Origin of the sequence: Pseudomonas saliphila, from assembly GCF_008638345.1 — a bacterium.
In the GTDB taxonomy this organism is placed as follows: domain Bacteria; phylum Pseudomonadota; class Gammaproteobacteria; order Pseudomonadales; family Pseudomonadaceae; genus Halopseudomonas; species Halopseudomonas saliphila.
The window spans coordinates 234694-253491 of sequence record NZ_VTVA01000004.1 but is presented as its reverse complement, the minus strand read 5'-3'; the positions used below and the strand labels follow the sequence as shown (position 1 = coordinate 253491).

Sequence of the window (18798 nt, the reverse complement as noted above, 5' to 3'; positions counted from 1 at the left end):
GGCAGCAGTGCGGATTACTTCTCCACAAAAGCCCGCTCAATTACGTAGTGCCCCTGATCGCCATGGCGTGCTTCCTTGAAGCCCCGGGCATCAAGGAGCTGGCAGGTATCCTTGAGCATGTTCGGGCTGCCACACAGCATGAATCGATCGTTCTCCAGGTCGAATGCTGGCAAGCCGATGTCATCGAAGAGCTTGCCACTGCTCATCAGGTCGGTAAGCCGGCCCTGGTTACGGAACGGTTCGCGGGTCACGGTGGGGTAGTAGATCAGCTTGTCACGGACCATATCGCCAAAATATTCATGGTTCGGCAGATCCTGACCGATCAGATCCTGGTAGGCCAGCTCCCGAACGTAGCGGCAACCGTGAATCAGGATCACCTTTTCATATTGCTCATAGGTTTCCGGATCCTGCACGATGCTGATGAAGGGTGCCAGACCAGTTCCTGTGCTGAGCAGGTACAGATTGCGCCCCGGGATCAGATGATCCAGCACCAGCGTACCCGTTGGCTTGCGGCTCAGAATGATAGGGTCGCCTTCCTTGATGTTCTGCAAGCGCGAGGTCAGGGGGCCGTCAGGCACCTTGATGCTGAAGAACTCCAGGGTATCCTCGTAATTCGGGCTGGCAATACTATACGCCCGCATCAACGGCCGCCCTTCGACTTCCAGACCGATCATGATGAAGTGCCCGTTCTTGAAGCGGAAGCCCGGGTCGCGAGTCGTCTTGAAGCTGAACAGGTTATCTGTCCAGTGATGCACGCTGAGAACGCGTTCGGTGTTGAATCCAGCCATCTGTTAAGACTCCTTAAGCCCGTCTGATGGCGTGAAGTCTACGCTCTGTTAGTATATCGGCTAAGCGACTTGTATCTCTTTGTATAAACGGTAAAACCGATAATGAAATTCACCTTACGCCAATTGGAGGTTTTCCTCGCGGCCGCCTTCCACGAGAACCTGACGCGCGCAGCAGAGAGCCTCTCCATGTCGCAATCGGCCGCCAGTAGCGCACTGCGCGATCTGGAAAAACAGTTCGATGTGCAGCTATTTGATCGGGTGGGCAAGCGTTTACAGTTGAACGAACTGGGCAATACCGTAAGGCCCAAGGCGCGGGCGTTGATCGATCAGGCCCAGAGCCTTGAGCTGGCTCTGACCAGTCACGCGGATATCGGCGATCTCAAGGTCGGTGCGACCCTTAGCATAGGCAACTATCTGGCGGTGGAGATCATGGCGCGCTATATGGTTGAACAGCCCGGTGCCCGGGTCGAGCTGGAGGTCGCTAACACCGCGACCATAGTGCGCAAGGTCGCGAGCTTCGAGTTGGATATCGGTCTGATCGAGGGTGAAACCCATCATCCCGAGTTACAAATGGAGCACTGGCGTGATGATGAGCTGGTGGTTTTCTGCGCACCAGACCATCCGTGGGCCGGCAAGCCGTGGTTGACGGATGATGAGCTGGTCGAAGCCGAATGGATTGTGCGAGAGCAGGGATCGGGCACCCGTCAGCATTTCGAATGGGCGATGCATGGCCTGTTGCCGCGGCTGCAATTCAAGCTCGAGCTGCAGCACACCGAGGCGATCAAGCGGGCAGTGGAGGCGGGCCTGGGGATCGGCTGCCTGTCAGCGATTACGTTAGTTGAGGCGTTCAAACGCGGCAGTCTGGTGCCCTTGTCGGTACCCCAGCGCGACTTCAAGCGCAGCTTTTACTTTGTACTGCAGCGCAACAAATTTCGCAGCGCAGGGATAGAGCGTTGGCTTGAAATGTGTAAAGACTCCAGCGTGGTTTGACGCCTCGTCATTAAGCATCTGATCTGTGGAGGCGCAAACGAAAAGACCGGGCTGAGCCCGGTCTTTTTGAATTGCTGTCTCAGCGCATTTACAGCGTACCGAGATCCAGCTTGCCGTCTTCGGTAAGGGCGATCTGCTTGCCTGGGTGCTCGTCCAGACGCACGCTGCCCTGTTCCTCGCCGATGCGGTAATCAACCTGATAGCCCACCACCTTGCTGGAGGTGTCGTAAACCGTCTCGCAACGGTTTTCGATCGTGGTGTAGGTGTTATTGGCCTGCATATTTTCCTGGGTCTTGTTGCCAGCGTAGCCGCCTGCTGCAGCACCTGCCACGGTGGCGATCTTCTTGCCACTGCCGCCGCCGACCTGGTTGCCGAGAAGGCCGCCTACCACAGCTCCTGCGACGGAGCCGAGAACCTGATGTTGATCCTTGACTGGCTGCTGCCGGGTGACGGTTACGTCCTGGCAAACCTGCCGCGGCGTGCGCTGGTCTTCGTTGATTTCTGCCACTTTGATGACTTCTGCATGGCTTGGAGCCTTGGTTGCCATTGCGTTATATCCGGCAAAGGCGCCGCCTGCAGTGACTACAACCGCGCCAATGATAATGCCCGACAGCATTGATTTATTCATGGGTAACACTTCCTTTTTCCATATCCCGGCATTTATGCCGATGCATTAGACATCATCCCACAGGCGTTAGTTCAGCACAGGCTTATTTATAATCAATGTGGACGACGACGCGTTTCAGGTCGATCGCGGCTGCGTTGGGCGGCGCGGAATACCTTCAGCATGTGTTCGAGCCGCTGGGCATCGACCGCAGGGCAGAATAACGGCCCCTGAAAGTAATCGCAGGGGAGTTGGTCGAAAACGGCCAGTTGCTCGCGCGTCTCGACGCCTTCGACAACGACTTCGATATCGAGGCTGTGCGCGATGCCGATAATGGCACGCACCACGGCAGCGTCGTGTGGGCTCGCTGCGCAATCCTGAACGAAGGATTGATTGATCTTGAGCACATCGACCGGCAGGCGCTTCAGGTAATTGAGCGACGAATAGCCCGCTCCTAGATTGTTGATGGAGAGCAGCACACCTCGTTGATGCAGTTCAGTCATCCTGGCCAGGGTGGCGCTCATATCCTGGATCACGGCACTTTCCGGTATGCCTAGTTTGAGGCAGCGAGGCGGAATGTTGTGAATCTCGAGAACCTCCGTGAGGTGCCCGACGAAGCTTGGGTGGTGTAACTGTTTGGGGCTGACGTTGATGCTGACGCGGAAATATTCCGGCTCGGCCAAACCTGTCGCCAGCAAATGCGACACCACCTTACAGGACTGCTCGAGCTGCCATTCCCCGGTTTCAATAAGGATGCCGCTCTGCTCAAGCGCTTCCTCAAACGCACTGGGGGCAAGCAGACCCCGGGTCGGATGATTCCAGTAGAGGAAGGTTTCGACGCCGATGATGCGTTGGCGAGAGACGTCGAACTGCGGCTGGTAGCGTATTTCGAGTTGGCCGCGTGCCAATGCCTGCGCCAACTCGGAATCCGTCGTCAGGCGTTCAACGGCCTGGGTCTGCATGGCTTCTTCAAAGAAGGCGATACCGTTGCGACCGCTTTGCTTGACATGGTAGAGAGCTATGTCGGCGCGCTTGAGCAGTTCTTCGGGATTGTCGCCATGATCGGGGATGAGCGCGATGCCGACGCTGGAGCTGAGTTGCAGGCTATGGCCATCGATCTCCATGGGCGCGGCCAGCACGCTCAACAGCTTGGTGGCACTGTGGCTGATCTGCTCCACAAAGGGTTGTTCATTTTCCTCAAGCCCGCTGATGAGTACCACGAATTCATCGCCACCTAAGCGCGCCACGGTGTCTTCCTTGCGTACCACCGAGAGCATGCGGCGCGTCACCTCGCACAACACGGCGTCCCCGAAGGCATGGCCGAGCGTATCGTTGATCTGCTTGAATCGATCCAGATCGAAGAACAATAACGCTCCCTTGAGCCTGTGGCGGTTATACAGCGCGATATTCTGCACAAGCCGATCACTGAGCAACAGGCGGTTGGGTAGATCAGTCAGCGCGTCGTGATAGGCAAGATGTTTGACCCGTTCCTCTATATATTTCTGTTCAGTGATGTCGCGTGCTGTTGTCAGCAGGCAATCGACACCATTGATATCGAGCGACTCGACGGATATCAGGACGATACGAATCTGATCGTATTTATCGCGCATGCGCAGTTCGCGCTGCCGGATTCGACCGCAGCGCTTCAGTTCCGCCAGGATTGCAGCGCGTTCCTGTGGGTCAGCCCAGATTTCGAGCTCTGCACTGGTGCGGCCGATGGCTTCCTGGGGCGTGAAGCCGGTAAGCCGCGTGAAGCCCTCATTGACGTCGAGGTGTCTGCCCGAGCGTTTTTCAGTGATGCTGATCGAGTCGGGGCTGGCCCTAAAGGCCTTGGAGAATTTGGCCTCGGAGGCGCGCAAGGCACTTTCCGCCTCCTTGCGCGCAGTAATATCCCTCAGGCTGACCAGGGTGCACTGTTGGCGATTGATCGTGAACAAGGCGCTCGATAGCTCACAGATATGCACCTTGCCATCGAGGTGGCGCACGTCGATCTCGTCAACGTGCACGGCTTTGCCTGTCAACAGCTCGGCAATTGCCGGCCGGGATTGGTCTGAGGCGCGTATCAACCCGGTATCAGTCAATGAACGTCCCACCACCGCCTGGGGTTGATAACCGAAGGTGCGGATGAAAGCCCGATTCACTTCGATAATGACGCCGCTCTCGGTATATATCAGCAGGTAAGGCTCGGGCGCGCCCTGGAACAACTCGGAGAATTTTTGTTGGCTCTCAGCCAATGCCTGCTCACTGCGCCGTTGTTCTGTGATATCCAGCAGCGTGCCGGTCAGGCGCAAGGGGGCGTCCTGGGCGTCCCGGTCCAGGCGTGCGGTTGCTTCCAACCATCTAAGGCTGCCATCGGGTTGCCTGACTCGGTAGGTAAGGCAATGTCGGCGGCGGCGTCCACGGCAGATGGCCACGAATGCACGGCGCATGGCGCGCTGATCCTCCTTGGGCACCCTTCCCATAAAGGTTCTGAGTGAGCCTTTCCAGGCATCCGGCGAAAAGCCGTGGAGCGCAGCGGATCGCGCTGAGGCATTGAGCAGTCCGCTGCGGATATCCAATTCCCATATGCCCATCTGTGAGGCATCCAGCGCGAGTGCCAGGCTGTCATGGTCGGGCAGGGTGGCGCTCAGGGTATTGGTCTGGATCAGGCGATTGTTGCGCTGCAGGCGAGAAATGGGCTGGAACAGATACAGGCGGTAGGACTGATCCGCAAGGGAAATGGCTTCGATGATCAGCGAGCATGGAAGCAAGCTGCCATTACGGCAGCGAAGCGGCAGTTCAACGGTTACCGGGCTCTGGCCGTTAGCCAGTCGCGCAAGCCATTGCCGGCGCCCAGCAGCATTCGGCCACAGTGGGAATCTCGCATCCTGCAAGCCTTTCAAAGCTTGCGAGTCCCAGCCGAACAGTTGCTTGAATGCCCCGTTCGAGTCGAGAATCTGGTCTGATTGATCCAGTACCAACAACCCGGCAGTGGGCATGCTATGGAACAGAACGCTAAATGCATCGTCCTGATATTGCCCGGTGTCAGCCCCTGACACATGCTCCATGGAGAATTCCCGCGGCGGTAGGTAAGTCGGTAGATAAACTGCGTCTGACTTGAAAATAGTCGGTTGAACTCAAGGGTACAAGGTCGGTTGTCTGCAAATTTACGCGGGGTGTTCTTTAAGCATGTCGATCATCGCGCGCCCTGCATTCGACATTGTTCTGCCACTATGCCAGATGCACCCGAGTTGCCTGACTAGGCGAGCGTCTGGCACGGTCAGGCTGCGGACCTGTTCATCCAGCATGGTGCGCGGCAGCACGCTCCAGGCCAGGCCGATTGCAACCATCATCTTGATGGTTTCCAGATAGTTGGTGCTCATACTGACCTGAGGGGTAATTGAGTGGCGCTCGAACAATTGGCTGACGATACGGTGAGTGAAGGTGTCCAGTCCCGGGAACACCGCCGGATAGCTGGCCAGCTGTTCCAGCGTAACCACCTGCTCGGCGGCGAGCGGGTGCTCCGGCGCAACGACAAACTCCAGCACGTCGTCCCAGATCTGCTCGGCGATCACGGGCAACTCAACGGCGGGTGCCAGGGTAATGACAGCCAGCTCGACCTCGCCGTGCATGACCCGGTCGTGGGCGATCTCGGAGTCGAGAAAGCGGATGTCCAACGCCACCCCGGGATAGCTCTTGGTATACTGCCTCAATACCGGCGGCAGGCGATGCAGCCCGATGTGGTGGCTGGTCGCGAGTGACAGACGCCCCTGCACCGTGGATGACAGATTGCTCAGCGCCCGTTCGGTATCACCTAATACGCCAATTATTTGTTCAGCGCGGGGTTGGAGTACCCGGCCGGCCTCGGTCAAGGTAATGCTCCGGCCAATACGGTCGAATAGCCGGGCGCTGAGTTGCGACTCGAGCGCCGCGATGCGTTTGCTGATGGCGGGCTGGGTCAGATGCAGTGCTTCGGCCGCCCGCGAAAAGGACCCGCTGGCCGCAACGGCAAGGAATGCAGAGAGGTTGGCAGTATCCATTGGTATTCCAGTTGGTAATCCAATCCATGAATATAATGAATTTGTTTTATTGAATGCCAGCTTTTACTATCTATTCAGATTAGCAACGCAGGTTCTGCGCGACGGCATCCGCCCGTTAGCGGCCTGATTCAGGAGATCAGCATGTCTGCCAAGACGCTTTACGACAAGCTTTGGGATAACCATCTGGTAAAGCAGCGGGACGATGGGTCCGCACTGCTTTATATCGACCGTCACCTGTTGCACGAAGTCACCTCGCCGCAGGCTTTTGAAGGTTTGCGGCTGGCCGGTCGCAAGCCTTGGCGCATCGATGCCAACCTGGCGACCCCGGACCATAACGTGCCGACCACCAATCGTGCCGCCGGGGTTTCCGGTATCGAGGATCTGGTCTCCAAGCTGCAGGTCACCACGCTGGACGATAACTGCCTGGACTTCGGGATCATGGAATTTCAGATGACCGATCGCCGTCAGGGCATCGTCCACGTTGTCGGGCCTGAACAGGGCGCCACGCTGCCTGGCATGACCATCGTCTGCGGTGATTCACATACCGCCACCCATGGCGCCTTTGCGGCCTTGGCGCACGGTATCGGCACCTCTGAAGTCGAGCACGTGCTGGCCACGCAGTGTCTGGTCGCCAAGAAAATGAAGAACATGCTGGTCAAGGTCGACGGTAAGCTGGGCTTTGGCGTGACGGCCAAGGACATTGTGCTGGCAGTGATCGGCAAGATTGGCACCGCTGGCGGCAATGAACATGCAATCGAATTTGCTGGTTCTGCGATTCGCGATCTGTCCGTCGAAGGCCGCATGACTATCTGCAACATGGCGATCGAGGCGGGCGCGCGGGTGGGTCTGGTGGCGTGCGACGAGAAGACTATTGAGTACGTCAAGGGTCGCCCCTATGCGCCCAAAGGCGACGACTGGGAGCGGGCCGTTGCGGCGTGGCAGGATCTGGTATCGGATGCTGACGCCCAATTCGACACTGTTGTTGAGCTGGACGCCGCACAAATCCAGCCGCAGGTGTCCTGGGGCACGTCCCCGGAAATGGTCGTCGCGATCGACGACAATGTACCGGATCCGGCGCAGGAAACCGACGCCGTCAAGCGCAGTGGTTACGAACGCGCCCTGCAGTACATGGGGCTTGCGGCCAATCAACCGATCAGTTCGATCAAGCTGGACCGCGTGTTCATCGGTTCGTGCACCAACTCGCGTATTGAAGATTTGCGCGCCGCTGCCGCCGTTGCCAAGGGCCGCCATGTGTCGCCCACCATCAAGCAGGCGATGGTGGTGCCCGGTTCCGGGTTGGTGAAGGAACAGGCCGAGCATGAGGGGCTGGACAAGATCTTTCTGGCTGCTGGCTTTGAATGGCGCGATCCGGGTTGCTCCATGTGCCTGGCAATGAACCCTGATCGGCTGCAGGCAGGAGAGCATTGCGCGTCGACGTCCAACCGCAATTTCGAAGGGCGTCAGGGTAACGGCGGTCGCACCCACCTGGTCAGTCCGGCGATGGCGGCGGCTGCGGCGATTGCAGGTCACTTTGTCGACGTCCGCGACATGCTCACTCAGGAGGTAAGCGCATGAAGCCTTTTACTCAGCACACCGGTCTGGTTGCCCCGCTTGATCGCGCCAACGTGGATACGGATCTGATCATTCCAAAGCAGTTCCTGAAGTCCATCAAGCGCACCGGCTTTGGTCAGAATCTGTTCGACGAACTGCGTTATCTTGACGAAGGGTATCCGGGGCAGGATTCGACCAACCGTCCATTGAACCCTGATTTCGTGCTCAATCAGCCGCGCTATCAGGGCGCAAGTGTTCTCCTGGCGCGCAAGAACTTTGGTTGCGGTTCGAGCCGTGAGCACGCGCCCTGGGCACTGGAAGAGTATGGCTTCCGCGCCATCCTCGCGCCCAGTTTTGCGGATATTTTCTATAACAATAGTTTTAAGAATGGCTTGTTACCTATTGTTTTAAAAGAAGACGATGTCGATGAGTTGTTCCGGCAGGCAGAGGCCGAAGAGGGCTATCAGCTGACTGTCGACCTCGAGGCGCAGACCGTTACCCGGCCGGATGGCGTCAGCTATTCCTTCGACGTCGACGAGTTTCGCAAGCACTGTCTGCTCAATGGTCTGGATGACATCGGCCTGACACTGCAGGACGCCGACGCAATCCGGAGTTTTGAAGAGCGTCACAAGCAGGCCAATCCGTGGTTGTTTGGGGCGATTAAGTAGTTCGACCCGAACGCGGCGAACTAGCAAAGGTTTAGAAATCAATGTTGCGTCTGGATCGCCAATTTCGATGGCTCTGATTTTCTAGCATGACTTATCTATAAAACAGTAGGTTAGAGGTTAATCTATAAGCTATTTCGAGATATCAGGCGACGGCTCATTCAGCACTTATGTGTTGGTGCTGTGGGCCGGACGCTGATTGGTTTTCATGAGACGCCGCGGCGTTAACAGAGAGAGATTATGAGCAAGCAGATTCTCGTTTTACCCGGTGACGGTATCGGTCCGGAGATCATGGCCGAGGCGGTTAAGGTACTTGACCTGGCCGTGGAGAAATTTGGTCTGGATATGCAGCGTGAGTCCGACGACCTGGGCGGGGCAGCCTATGATCGTTACGGTTCGCCGTTGGCCGATGAAACACTGGCGCGAGCGCGCAAAGCCGATGCGATCCTGCTTGGTGCGGTGGGCGGGCCGAAGTGGGACACCATCGATCCGGCGCTGCGTCCAGAGCGTGGCCTGCTGAAGATTCGCTCGGAACTGGCGCTGTTCGGCAATCTGCGCCCCGCCATTCTGTATCCGCAGCTGGCTGATGCCTCGACCCTCAAACCTGAAGTGGTTTCGGGGCTGGATATCCTGATCGTGCGGGAATTGACCGGGGGCATCTATTTCGGTCAGCCGCGCGAGCGTCGTACGCTGGAAAACGGCGAGCGGCAGGCTTATGACACCTTGCCCTACAGTGAAAGTGAAGTGCGCCGGATTGCCAAGGTCGGTTTTGACATGGCGATGGTGCGCAACAAGAAGCTGTGCTCGGTCGACAAGGCCAATGTGCTTGCATCGAGTCAGCTGTGGCGCGAAGTGGTTGAGGAAGTGGCCCGGGATTATCCTGAAGTTGAGCTGTCGCACATGTACGTCGACAACGCTGCCATGCAACTGGTGCGTGCACCCAAGCAGTTCGACGTCATTGTGACGGACAACATGTTCGGCGATATTCTGTCAGACCAGGCCTCCATGCTGACAGGTTCCATCGGTATGCTGCCCTCTGCATCGCTGGATTCCAACAACAAGGGTATGTATGAGCCGTGTCACGGTAGTGCGCCGGATATCGCAGGGCAGGGTATCGCCAATCCGCTGGCGACTATCCTGTCGGTGTCCATGATGCTGCGTTACAGCTTTAATCAGATTGCCGCCGCCGATGCCATAGAGCAGGCCGTCAGCCTGGTACTGGATAAGGGATTGCGTACCGGAGATATCATGTCGGAGGGCTGCCGTCGGGTAGGCACCGCCGAGATGGGTGATGCCGTGGTAGCGGAATTGAAAAACCTGTAATCTGTGCGGCTACGTGCGTTCGGCCCAGGTCGAGCGCAGCTGTTTTTTGAATTGTTACCCCCCGGGGGGCGAATTATGAAAAGAGTTGGACTGGTAGGTTGGCGCGGCATGGTTGGTTCCGTGCTGATGCAACGCATGCGTGAAGAAAACGACTTCGACAATATCGAGCCGGTGTTCTTCACCACTTCCAATGTGGGCGGTCAGGGACCGGATGTCGGCAAGGATATCCCGCCGCTGATGGATGCCTTTGATCTGGAATCCCTCAAGTCGCTGGATGTTGTGATCACCTGTCAGGGTGGCGATTACACTCAGGCGGTCTACGCCAAGCTTCGAGCCGAAGGCTGGAATGGCTACTGGATTGACGCCGCATCGACCCTGCGTATGGAAGACGACGCAGTGATTGTTCTTGATCCGGTCAACCGTCGGAACATCGACCAGGCGCTGCGTGACGGGGTCAAGACCTACGTCGGCGGTAATTGCACTGTCAGCCTCATGCTGATGGGCCTGGGTGGTCTGTTTGAAAACGGCCTGATCGAGTGGATGACGGCCATGACGTATCAGGCAGCCAGTGGTTCCGGCGCGCAGAACATGCGTGAACTGATCAATCAGATGGGCACTGTGCACGCGTCCGTTGCAGACAAATTGGCAGATCCTGCCAGCGCGATCCTCGAGATTGATCGCACTGTAGCTGCGACCCTGCGCGATGACAGCTTCCCAACGGAACATTTCGGTGTGCCTTTGGCTGGCAGCCTCATCCCGTGGATCGATAAGCAGCTGCCTAATGGTCAGAGTCGTGAAGAGTGGAAAGCCCAGGCCGAGACCAACAAGATTATCGGTCGCAGCGGGCGTCCCATCCCGGTAGACGGTATCTGTGTGCGGATTGGCGCCATGCGCTGCCACAGCCAGGCGTTGACTATCAAGCTGAACAAGGATGTGCCGCTCGACGAGATCGAAGCGATGCTTGATGCGCACAGCCCCTGGTCGAAAGTCGTGCCCAACGAGAAGGAGGCAACCCTCAGGGATCTGACTCCGACTGCGGTTACCGGCACTTTGACTGTTCCGGTAGGCCGACTGCGCAAGCTGAATATGGGCTCGCAGTACCTGTCCGCCTTCACCGTGGGCGATCAGCTGTTGTGGGGCGCGGCTGAACCGCTGCGCCGCATGCTGAATATTCTGCAGGAAGACTGAGGCAATTCCGGCTCGATAGCCGGAGCAGGCCTGACAGGGCATTCCCGTTTTATCGGGGATGCCCTTTTTGTTTTAAAACAAGAGGTTGTGATGACAAAGTCATGTGATGTGGCAATAGTTGGCGTGTACGGGATCGTCGGTGAGAACGTGATGAGCCTGCTGGAAGAGCACGAATTTCCCTTCGCGGCCGTGCATCTGCTGGAAACCGAGGAAGCCGCTGGCGGCAGGCTGATGGTTCATGGTCAGAGTCAGCGGGTCGAAATCGTTCAGCAGTTTGATTTCAGCCGTGTGCGCCTGGCGTTGTTCGTTGGTGATCCGGCGCTGGCGGCCGAGTGGGCGCCAAAGGCCGTGGATGCCGGCTGCCTCGTCGTGGATGCTACCGGTGCCTTCCGCGCTGCGGACATTCCGCTGGTCGTAGCGGACGTCAATCCCGAAGCCTTGGCCGGTGTTACGGCGCGGCGCATTGTTGCATGCCCTGACAGCCAGGTGGCGCAGGCTGCTATCGCGCTCAAGCCGCTGCTGAGCGAAGCTGGCCTGCGTTCGGTGAACATTGCGACCTATCAGTCGATGTCCACTCAAGGTAAAGAAGAAATCGAAGCGCTGGCACTGCAGACCGGGCGGTTGCTCAACGGTCAACCTGCCGAGCGAGGTGCATTCGAGAAGCAGGCTGCCTTTAACCTGATTCCACGCATTGGTGAGATCGACGATAACGGTGACAGCCAGTGTGAGCTGCGACTTGCCGACGATTTGCGCCGGGTGCTGGATCTGCCGGACCTGCCGGTGTCCGCCACCTGCGTACTGGTGCCAATCTTTTTCGGTACCGGACAGGCATTGCAGGCGCGCACCGAACAGGTGATTGCCCTCAAGCGCCTCGGCACACTCATGCGTAAAGCGAAGGGAATCAAGCTGTTGGACAAGCCCGCAGAGGGCGGTTATCCAACGCCGGTCAGCGATGCGACGGGCAGCGATCACGTATGGGTCAGCCGTCTGCGCCAGGATCGTCTCGACCCGCATTCCCTCAATCTGTGGGCCGTGTCGGATAATCTGCGAAAAGGTGTAGCACTTAACAGTCTTGAGGTTGCTGGGTTGTTGATAAAAGATTTTTTGTAATCAATACTTGCTGTGGATTTCGACTAAGCGGATAAGGTTTGCAGAAGCAAACTCACTTAAGACTCTAGCGAGCAATAAGGGCAGTTTCTATCGGATGGGGGAAGTACAGGGCCGATATAGAGACTGCCGGGGTCTTAGACGCGTGAAAAAACGATAAAGCAAAGGATTTTCGCTATGGTTCGCAAACTGGTTTTGGCTGTCACCGCGGCAAGTGCCTTGATGTCGTCGAATATGGCTCTGGCTCTGGGAGTAGGTGATATAAACCTGCGTTCAGCGTTGAATCAGCCCCTCGAAGCAGAGATCGAACTGCTTCAGGTAAAGGATTTGTCCAGTGAAGAAATACTGCCGACCCTTGCGTCCGCAGATGACTTTGGAAGAGCCGGCATTGATCGGGCTTTCTTTCTCACCGATCTGAATTTCACGCCTGAGATCAAACCGGACGGGCGTGCGGTGATCAAGGTCACGTCCAGCAGACCAGTCAACGAACCCTTTCTGAACTTCCTGATGGAAGTACGCTGGCCCTCGGGCCGGGTGCTTCGCGAATTCACAGTATTGCTTGATCCGCCTCTGTATCAGACCTCATCGGCCCCTGTGACCGCAGCGGCTCCGGTAACCCCCCCAAGTGCCCCTCGTCAGCAGGCATCAGCTCCAGCACGCCAGACTCAGCAAGCTCCTGTGGCGCGGCCCGCACAGCAGCAAGCCCAATCTGCGCCCGTCCCGACTGAAGGTGGGACTCTGCGCACCAGCCCCTCCGATACGCTGTGGGAACTTGCCCTGGCGCATCGGCCGCAGGGCGCGTCCGTGCATCAAACCATGCTGGCCATTCAGGACCTCAATCCCCAGGCGTTCCTGAACAAGAATATCAACACCATGCTGGCCAACCAGACACTGACACTGCCCGATGCCGAACAGGCAGGTCAGCGCAGCCGTGCTGATGCCCTGGAGGAGGTCGCTCAGCAGACGAGTACATGGCAGAGTGGCCGCAAGGCAGCCGAGCCAACCCAGCGTCAACTGGATGCACGCCAGCGCGAGACTGCTGCTGCCGCTCCGGCTGAACCGGATAGTGCGGATGCTCTGCGTCTGGTGGCTGGCTCCGAAGAGGGCGGCGGTTCCGATTCGGCGGGTGGTAACGGTGAAGGGCAGTTGCGCGATGCGCTTGATCGTACCAAGGAGCAGCTCGATTCTGCCGAAAGCGAGAAGGCCGAGTTGGCGACACGTCTTGATGACGTTCAGGGACAACTGGAAACCTTGCAGCGTTTGTTGACGCTGAAGGACACCCAGCTCGCCGCGTTACAGGAGCAGATGGGTAGCGTTGCGGGGCAAGACGCTATCGCGCCAGCTGCACCGCAGACCGCCAGTCTCGATCAGGAAGAACTTGTTGATCCCGCGCTCACTGACACAGCAGAGCCGGTCTTGGCAGGGGCGGCGGAGTCTGAGCCTGTCACCGAGCAGGACGAAGCCGCACAGGCTGACGAAGGGAGCAGCGAAAACGAAGTGGTAACCTCGGCCGAGGCACCTGTAACGCAGGTCGCATCGATCGACGAACCACTGTCAGCCGAGCCGGCTGAGCAAGCGGCAGTCCCGCAAGCAACAACCACGCCTGCCGAGCCTGCTGAGCCGACCGAAGTCAGGGCATCGCAAGAGACCGGCGTAGAAGGCATGCTTCAGCGCTTCCTGCAGAATCAAACCTTGATGTTGATCGCCGGTGCCGCAGCACTTTTCATACTGTTACTTCTGCTGATGGCAATCTCACGCCGCAACGCGCGTCGCGAGCAGGAGCTGTCGGATACCTTTCTGGGGTCTGCGGTTGATGCGGATATCGAGCCCGGTGCGCATGAAAACGAAGACTTCAATGTTGCCCTGGCGCACTTCGCGGAGCCGGAGGATGAGCAGCGCGTGGAGCGCGATGTCATTACTGAAGCGGACGGTCTGATCGCCTATGGCAAACTGGCCGAGGCGGCTGACGCTCTGCGGTCTGCCATTGATCAGGAGCCGGGTCGTACTGACCTGCGACTCAAGTTGATGGAAGTCGAGGCGCTTCAGGAACACCCGCAAAGCTATGCCGAACAGGCTGAAGCGGTGGAGCACCTGGGCGGCGCGGATAAGCAACTGGAAGACATGCATGCACGCTTCCCGGCGATGGCTGCAGGATTGCTTGGCGCATCGATGGTGATAAGCGACTTCGACGAAAATGACTTTGATCTGGATCTGGATACGTCGTCGAGCGCTGCTGATGAGACCAGTGATTCGCTGTTCGACGAAGAGCCTCGCCATTTTGATTTCGGCGACCTTGATGAGCCTACCACTCCTTCTGCAGACAGCTTGTTTGAAGAAGAAAAGACTGACAGTGACGCGTTCGACCTGGATTTCGACCTCGACGACTCACTTGCCGAGGAGCTGGCTAAGCCTGACCCAATCGATGAAGCCGCCGCATCGGGTTTCAGCCTTGATCTGGACGACGACCTCGAGTCTTCAGCCGAAACGTCCGCGTTCGATGCCGACGACGATGACTCTGATCTGGTGCTGCCTCCAAGAGTCGCAGGCGACGCACTCACCGAGTTCGATGTTATCGATCCGCTCGAAGTGGAGAGCTCTGTCAGCGCCGAGGAAGCGAAAGCCGATTCGCCGACCGAGGATTTTGGATTCACGGATGCAGACCTTGCCGACTTTGAAACAGAGATGAATGCGTCAGTCGAAGCCGAGACAGAAGCTGCCGAGGCAGAGTCTGCGGACCGCTCCTCACTGCCGGATGCGCTGGATCCCTTCACCGGAAACATCCCGACCGATCAGGCCATGAGCGAGAGCATGGAGGACGAATTTGACTTCCTCTCAGGTACTGATGAGTGTGCGACCAAGCTGGATCTCGCCCGAGCCTACGTGGACATGGGGGACGAGGAGGGCGCGCGTGATATCCTTGCTGAAGTGATTGAAGAAGGGAACGATCAACAGCAGAAGGATGCGCGCGAGATGATGGAGCAACTGGCCTGACACATGGTTTCACAAACCTTCGAAGCGGCCGCCCCTGAGGCGGCCGCTGTTGTTTCAAGGGTAGCCGCCTGTATTGAGTACCGCGGCACAGCCTACCGTGGTTGGCAGCGTCAGCAGTCTGGCGTCCGCAGCGTGCAGGAGGCGGTTGAAAAAGCCCTATCCAGAGTGGCCAATCATCCCGTCAAAACCGTATGTGCGGGCCGCACTGATGCGGGCGTTCACGCGTCCAGCCAGATCATTCACTTCGACAGCGATGCCACACGCTCTGTGGCTAACTGGTTCCATGGGGCCAACGCCAACTTGCCTGCTGATATCAGTCTCGCATGGGCACAGCCGGTAGCGCTGGATTTCCATGCCCGGTTTTCCGCAAAGGCCCGGCGTTATCGGTATGTGATCTACAACGACCCGGTGCGGCCCGCCCATCTCGCTCATGAGGTGACCTGGAATTATCGACCGCTGAATATTGAACGCATGCAGCAGGCGGGGCGGCTATTGGTCGGCGAGCACGACTTTACCGCTTACCGGGCGATCGCCTGTCAGGCCAAGTCACCGGTCAAGACTATCCACCATCTGCGACTGGTTCGCTTCGGTCAGTTCATTGTGCTGGACGTGCGGGCGAATGCTTTCCTTCATCATATGGTGCGCAATATCGCTGGCGTGTTGATGGAAATAGGCTGCGGTGAACGGCCGGTAGAGTGGGCCACCGAGGTGCTCGAAAGCAGGGATCGGCGTGAAGGGGGGTTGACCGCGCCGCCTTTTGGTCTGTACCTGGTGGATGTAACCTACCCGGAGCACTTCCAGTTGCCGACCCGTTACATGGGGCCGCATTTTCTCTCTGCGTTGAATTCGCTGGACGACTGACGCTCTCCAGTTGATCTGATACTATCGTCAGCCCTCGATTCATACGGGCATAGCGAATGGTACGAGTAAAAATCTGTGGCATCACCCGGGTGGAGGACGCGCTGGCCGCGGCGCACGCCGGTGCCGACGCCCTCGGTCTGGTATTTTACGCAGCCAGTCCACGTGCCATCAGTATCGAACAGGCCCGCGCCATCCAGCGCGCGCTGCCACCCTTCATTTCCACCGTGGGGTTGTTCGTCGATGCGACTGCCGAGCAGATTCGCGACGTGCTGGCTCAGGTTCGCCTGGATATGTTGCAGTTTCATGGCAACGAACCAGACAGCTTCTGCCAACAGTTTGAAATACCCTACCTCAAAGCCATTCGCGTCAAGCCCGGGCAGGACGTCAATGCAGCGGCTGCTCACTGGCCAGGTGCCTGCGGAATTTTGCTCGACAGTTATCGCCCCGGCGTACCTGGCGGCACGGGCGAAGTCTTTGACTGGACGATGATTCCTGCAGAGCGCCCATGGTCCCTGGTACTGGCCGGCGGACTTGACGCCAGCAATGTCCAGGAGGCGATTAGTCAGGCTCAGCCTTGGGCTGTCGATGTAAGCGGCGGGGTGGAGCTGTCCAAGGGTAAAAAGGATATCAACAAAATCAACGCTTTTATCAGAGAGGCCAAGCGTGTCTGACTCTAATCCGATCGACTTTTCAGCTGTTCCGGACCAGCGGGGGCATTTCGGGCCCTATGGCGGACGTTTTGTATCCGAGACATTGATGGATGCGCTCGAAGAGCTTGAGTCGCTGTACAACCGGTTGTCCGTAGATCCGGATTTTCAGGCCGAGTTTGATCGCGACCTCGCGCACTACGTTGGGCGGCCATCGCCGCTGTATCTGGCCGAGCGTCTGACAGCCAAGGTTGGGGGAGCGCAGATCTACCTCAAGCGCGAAGATCTCAATCACACTGGCGCGCACAAGGTGAATAACACTATCGGCCAGGCGTTGCTTGCCAAGCATATGGGCAAGCCGCGGGTCATTGCCGAAACTGGTGCCGGCCAACACGGTGTCGCGACCGCCACAGTGGCCGCCCGACTGGGCCTGAAGTGTCAGGTGTACATGGGCGCTGAGGATGTTCAGCGCCAATCCCTGAACGTCTACCGCATGAAACTGTTGGGCGCCGAGGTCATTCCGGTGACCTCTGGGTCGAAGACGCTCAAGGATGCGATGAACGAGGCGATGCGCGATTGGGTTACCAACGTGGATGACACGTTTTATATCATCGGCACCGTAGCTGGTCCGCATCCGTACCCCAAGCTGGTGCGCGATTTTCAGTGTGTGATCGGCCGTGAAGCCCGTCAACAGTGCCTGGATCAGACCGGTGAATTGCCGGATGCGTTGGTCGCCTGCGTGGGTGGCGGCTCCAATGCGATAGGCCTGTTTCATCCGTTCCTCGAGGATTCCGCGGTGCAGATGTATGGCGTTGAAGCTGGCGGGCGCGGTATCGAGACAGGCCAGCACGCAGCGCCCTTGTGTGCGGGACTTCCAGGCGTATTGCATGGCAACCGCACCTACCTGATGTCGGACGACGCGGGTCAGATCGTCGAAACGCATTCGGTGTCCGCTGGCCTCGATTATCCCGGTGTGGGTCCCGAGCATAGCTGGCTGAAGGATATCGGTCGGGTCAATTACGTGAGTATCACAGATGACGAAGCGCTAGCCGCGTTTCGTGAGCTGACCCGTATCGAGGGCATCATGCCGGCGTTGGAGTCCAGTCATGCGGTTGCCTACGGTATGAAGCTCGCCGCCACCATGCGTCAGGACCAGCGTATTGTGATCAACCTGTCCGGGCGCGGTGACAAGGATATTCACACCGTTGCAGGTATTGACGGAATAAGCATCTAGAAAGAGTCTGAAATGAGCCGAATTCAACAGTGTTTTGAGAACCTGCGCAGTGAAGGCCGCAAAGCCCTGATTCCCTATGTCACCGCAGGGGATCCCGATCCATCCATGACGCTGCCATTGATGCACGCGCTGGTTGAGGCCGGGGCCAACATCATCGAACTGGGTATACCCTTTTCCGACCCTATGGCCGACGGCCCGGTGATTCAGCAAGCAATGGAGCGCGCCTTGTTACACGGCGTGAGTCTGCGCCAGGTGTTGGAGATGGTGCGTTCGTTCCGGGAGCAGAATCAGACCACGCCGGTGGTGCTGATGGGGTATCTGAACCCGATGGAGCGTATGGGTTATGAAACCTTCGCCCGTGAGGCGGCCGAAGCGGGAGTGGACGGCGTGTTGACGGTGGACCTGCCTCCCGAGGAAGCCGATGACGTGATTGGCTTTTTCAAACAGTATGAGCTGGACTGTATTTTCCTGATGTCACCGACTACCACATTGAACCGGGCGCGACGTATCTGCGAACAGGCCAGTGGTTATGTCTATTATGTTTCACTGAAAGGTGTGACCGGGTCCAGTGCTCTGAACGTCACCGATGTGGCAACTAAACTCGAAGGGCTGCGCACTGTGACTGATCTCCCTATCGGTGTGGGCTTTGGTATTCGCGATGGTGAATCCGCTGCGGCGGTGGGAAAGGTGGCCGACGGCGTGGTGGTTGGCTCGGTATTGGTCAACAAGATCGCGACCTACGCCAACCAGCCGCAACAGGCCCGTGACGCGATCGTCGCGACCATCAGAGACATGCGACAGGCGATGGACCGGTGAGCAGTTCACTTCTA

At 58.0% G+C, this 18798-nt stretch carries 15 protein-coding genes; 11 read left to right on the top strand and 4 right to left on the bottom strand.

From position 1 onward, the window contains the following. Positions 1-14: 14 nt before the first annotated feature. Complete coding sequence (locus FHK95_RS06700; RefSeq protein WP_150303816.1) at positions 15-788, bottom strand: ferredoxin--NADP reductase; 774 nt, start codon at positions 786-788, stop codon at positions 15-17. Between the two features lie 102 nt (positions 789-890). Here FHK95_RS06700 and FHK95_RS06695 point away from each other — a divergent pair, with 102 nt between their 5' ends. Next, positions 891-1778, top strand: a complete 888-nt coding sequence (locus FHK95_RS06695; RefSeq protein ID WP_150303815.1) for a LysR family transcriptional regulator — start codon at positions 891-893, stop codon at positions 1776-1778. An 88-nt stretch (positions 1779-1866) separates the two neighbouring features. Here FHK95_RS06695 and FHK95_RS06690 read toward each other — a convergent pair whose 3' ends face one another. The 3 genes from FHK95_RS06690 to FHK95_RS06680 form a co-directional block, all read right to left on the bottom strand. Continuing rightward, a complete protein-coding gene (locus FHK95_RS06690; RefSeq protein ID WP_150303814.1) occupies positions 1867-2406 on the bottom strand; it encodes a glycine zipper 2TM domain-containing protein in 540 nt (179 codons plus the stop codon). Between the two features lie 92 nt (positions 2407-2498). Beyond that, positions 2499-5429 carry a sensor domain-containing protein gene (locus FHK95_RS06685; RefSeq protein ID WP_150303813.1) on the bottom strand — a complete coding sequence of 977 codons (2931 nt, stop codon included), beginning with the start codon at positions 5427-5429 and terminating at the stop codon, positions 2499-2501. 99 nt (positions 5430-5528) lie between these two features. Then, positions 5529-6401, bottom strand: coding sequence for a LysR family transcriptional regulator (locus tag FHK95_RS06680; RefSeq protein WP_150303812.1), 873 nt, complete (start codon positions 6399-6401; stop codon positions 5529-5531). A 141-nt stretch (positions 6402-6542) separates the two neighbouring features. On the opposite strand from FHK95_RS06680, the gene leuC reads away from it, so the two are divergent. From leuC to trpA, 10 genes are all read left to right on the top strand, one after another. Continuing rightward, positions 6543-7976 carry a 3-isopropylmalate dehydratase large subunit gene (gene leuC / locus FHK95_RS06675; RefSeq protein WP_150303811.1) on the top strand — a complete coding sequence of 478 codons (1434 nt, stop codon included), beginning with the start codon at positions 6543-6545 and terminating at the stop codon, positions 7974-7976. Continuing rightward, positions 7973-8620 carry a 3-isopropylmalate dehydratase small subunit gene (leuD, locus tag FHK95_RS06670; protein ID WP_150303810.1) on the top strand — a complete coding sequence of 216 codons (648 nt, stop codon included), beginning with the start codon at positions 7973-7975 and terminating at the stop codon, positions 8618-8620. The genes leuC and leuD overlap by 4 nt, the downstream gene beginning before the upstream one ends. A gap of 237 nt (positions 8621-8857) precedes the next feature. Then, positions 8858-9940, top strand: a complete 1083-nt coding sequence (leuB, locus tag FHK95_RS06665; RefSeq protein WP_150303809.1) for a 3-isopropylmalate dehydrogenase — start codon at positions 8858-8860, stop codon at positions 9938-9940. 75 nt (positions 9941-10015) lie between these two features. Then, a complete protein-coding gene (gene asd, locus FHK95_RS06660; protein ID WP_150303808.1) occupies positions 10016-11128 on the top strand; it encodes an aspartate-semialdehyde dehydrogenase in 1113 nt (370 codons plus the stop codon). Between the two features lie 90 nt (positions 11129-11218). Next, positions 11219-12238, top strand: a complete 1020-nt coding sequence (locus tag FHK95_RS06655; RefSeq protein WP_150303807.1) for an aspartate-semialdehyde dehydrogenase — start codon at positions 11219-11221, stop codon at positions 12236-12238. Between the two features lie 174 nt (positions 12239-12412). Next, the gene (locus tag FHK95_RS06650; protein WP_150303806.1) at positions 12413-15226 is read left to right on the top strand and encodes a FimV/HubP family polar landmark protein; all 2814 of its coding nucleotides are present in this window, start codon (positions 12413-12415) and stop codon (positions 15224-15226) included. Positions 15227-15229: 3 nt separating this feature from the next. Then, complete coding sequence (truA, locus tag FHK95_RS06645) at positions 15230-16087, top strand: tRNA pseudouridine(38-40) synthase TruA (protein ID WP_150303805.1); 858 nt, start codon at positions 15230-15232, stop codon at positions 16085-16087. Positions 16088-16143: 56 nt separating this feature from the next. Then, on the top strand, positions 16144-16758 hold the full coding sequence (locus FHK95_RS06640; protein WP_150303804.1) for a phosphoribosylanthranilate isomerase: 615 nt from the start codon (positions 16144-16146) through the stop codon (positions 16756-16758). Further along, positions 16751-17968 carry a tryptophan synthase subunit beta gene (trpB, locus tag FHK95_RS06635; protein ID WP_150303803.1) on the top strand — a complete coding sequence of 406 codons (1218 nt, stop codon included), beginning with the start codon at positions 16751-16753 and terminating at the stop codon, positions 17966-17968. The genes FHK95_RS06640 and trpB overlap by 8 nt, the downstream gene beginning before the upstream one ends. A 12-nt stretch (positions 17969-17980) precedes the next feature. Next, complete coding sequence (gene trpA / locus FHK95_RS06630) at positions 17981-18784, top strand: tryptophan synthase subunit alpha (RefSeq protein ID WP_150303802.1); 804 nt, start codon at positions 17981-17983, stop codon at positions 18782-18784. Positions 18785-18798: the final 14 nt, after the last annotated feature.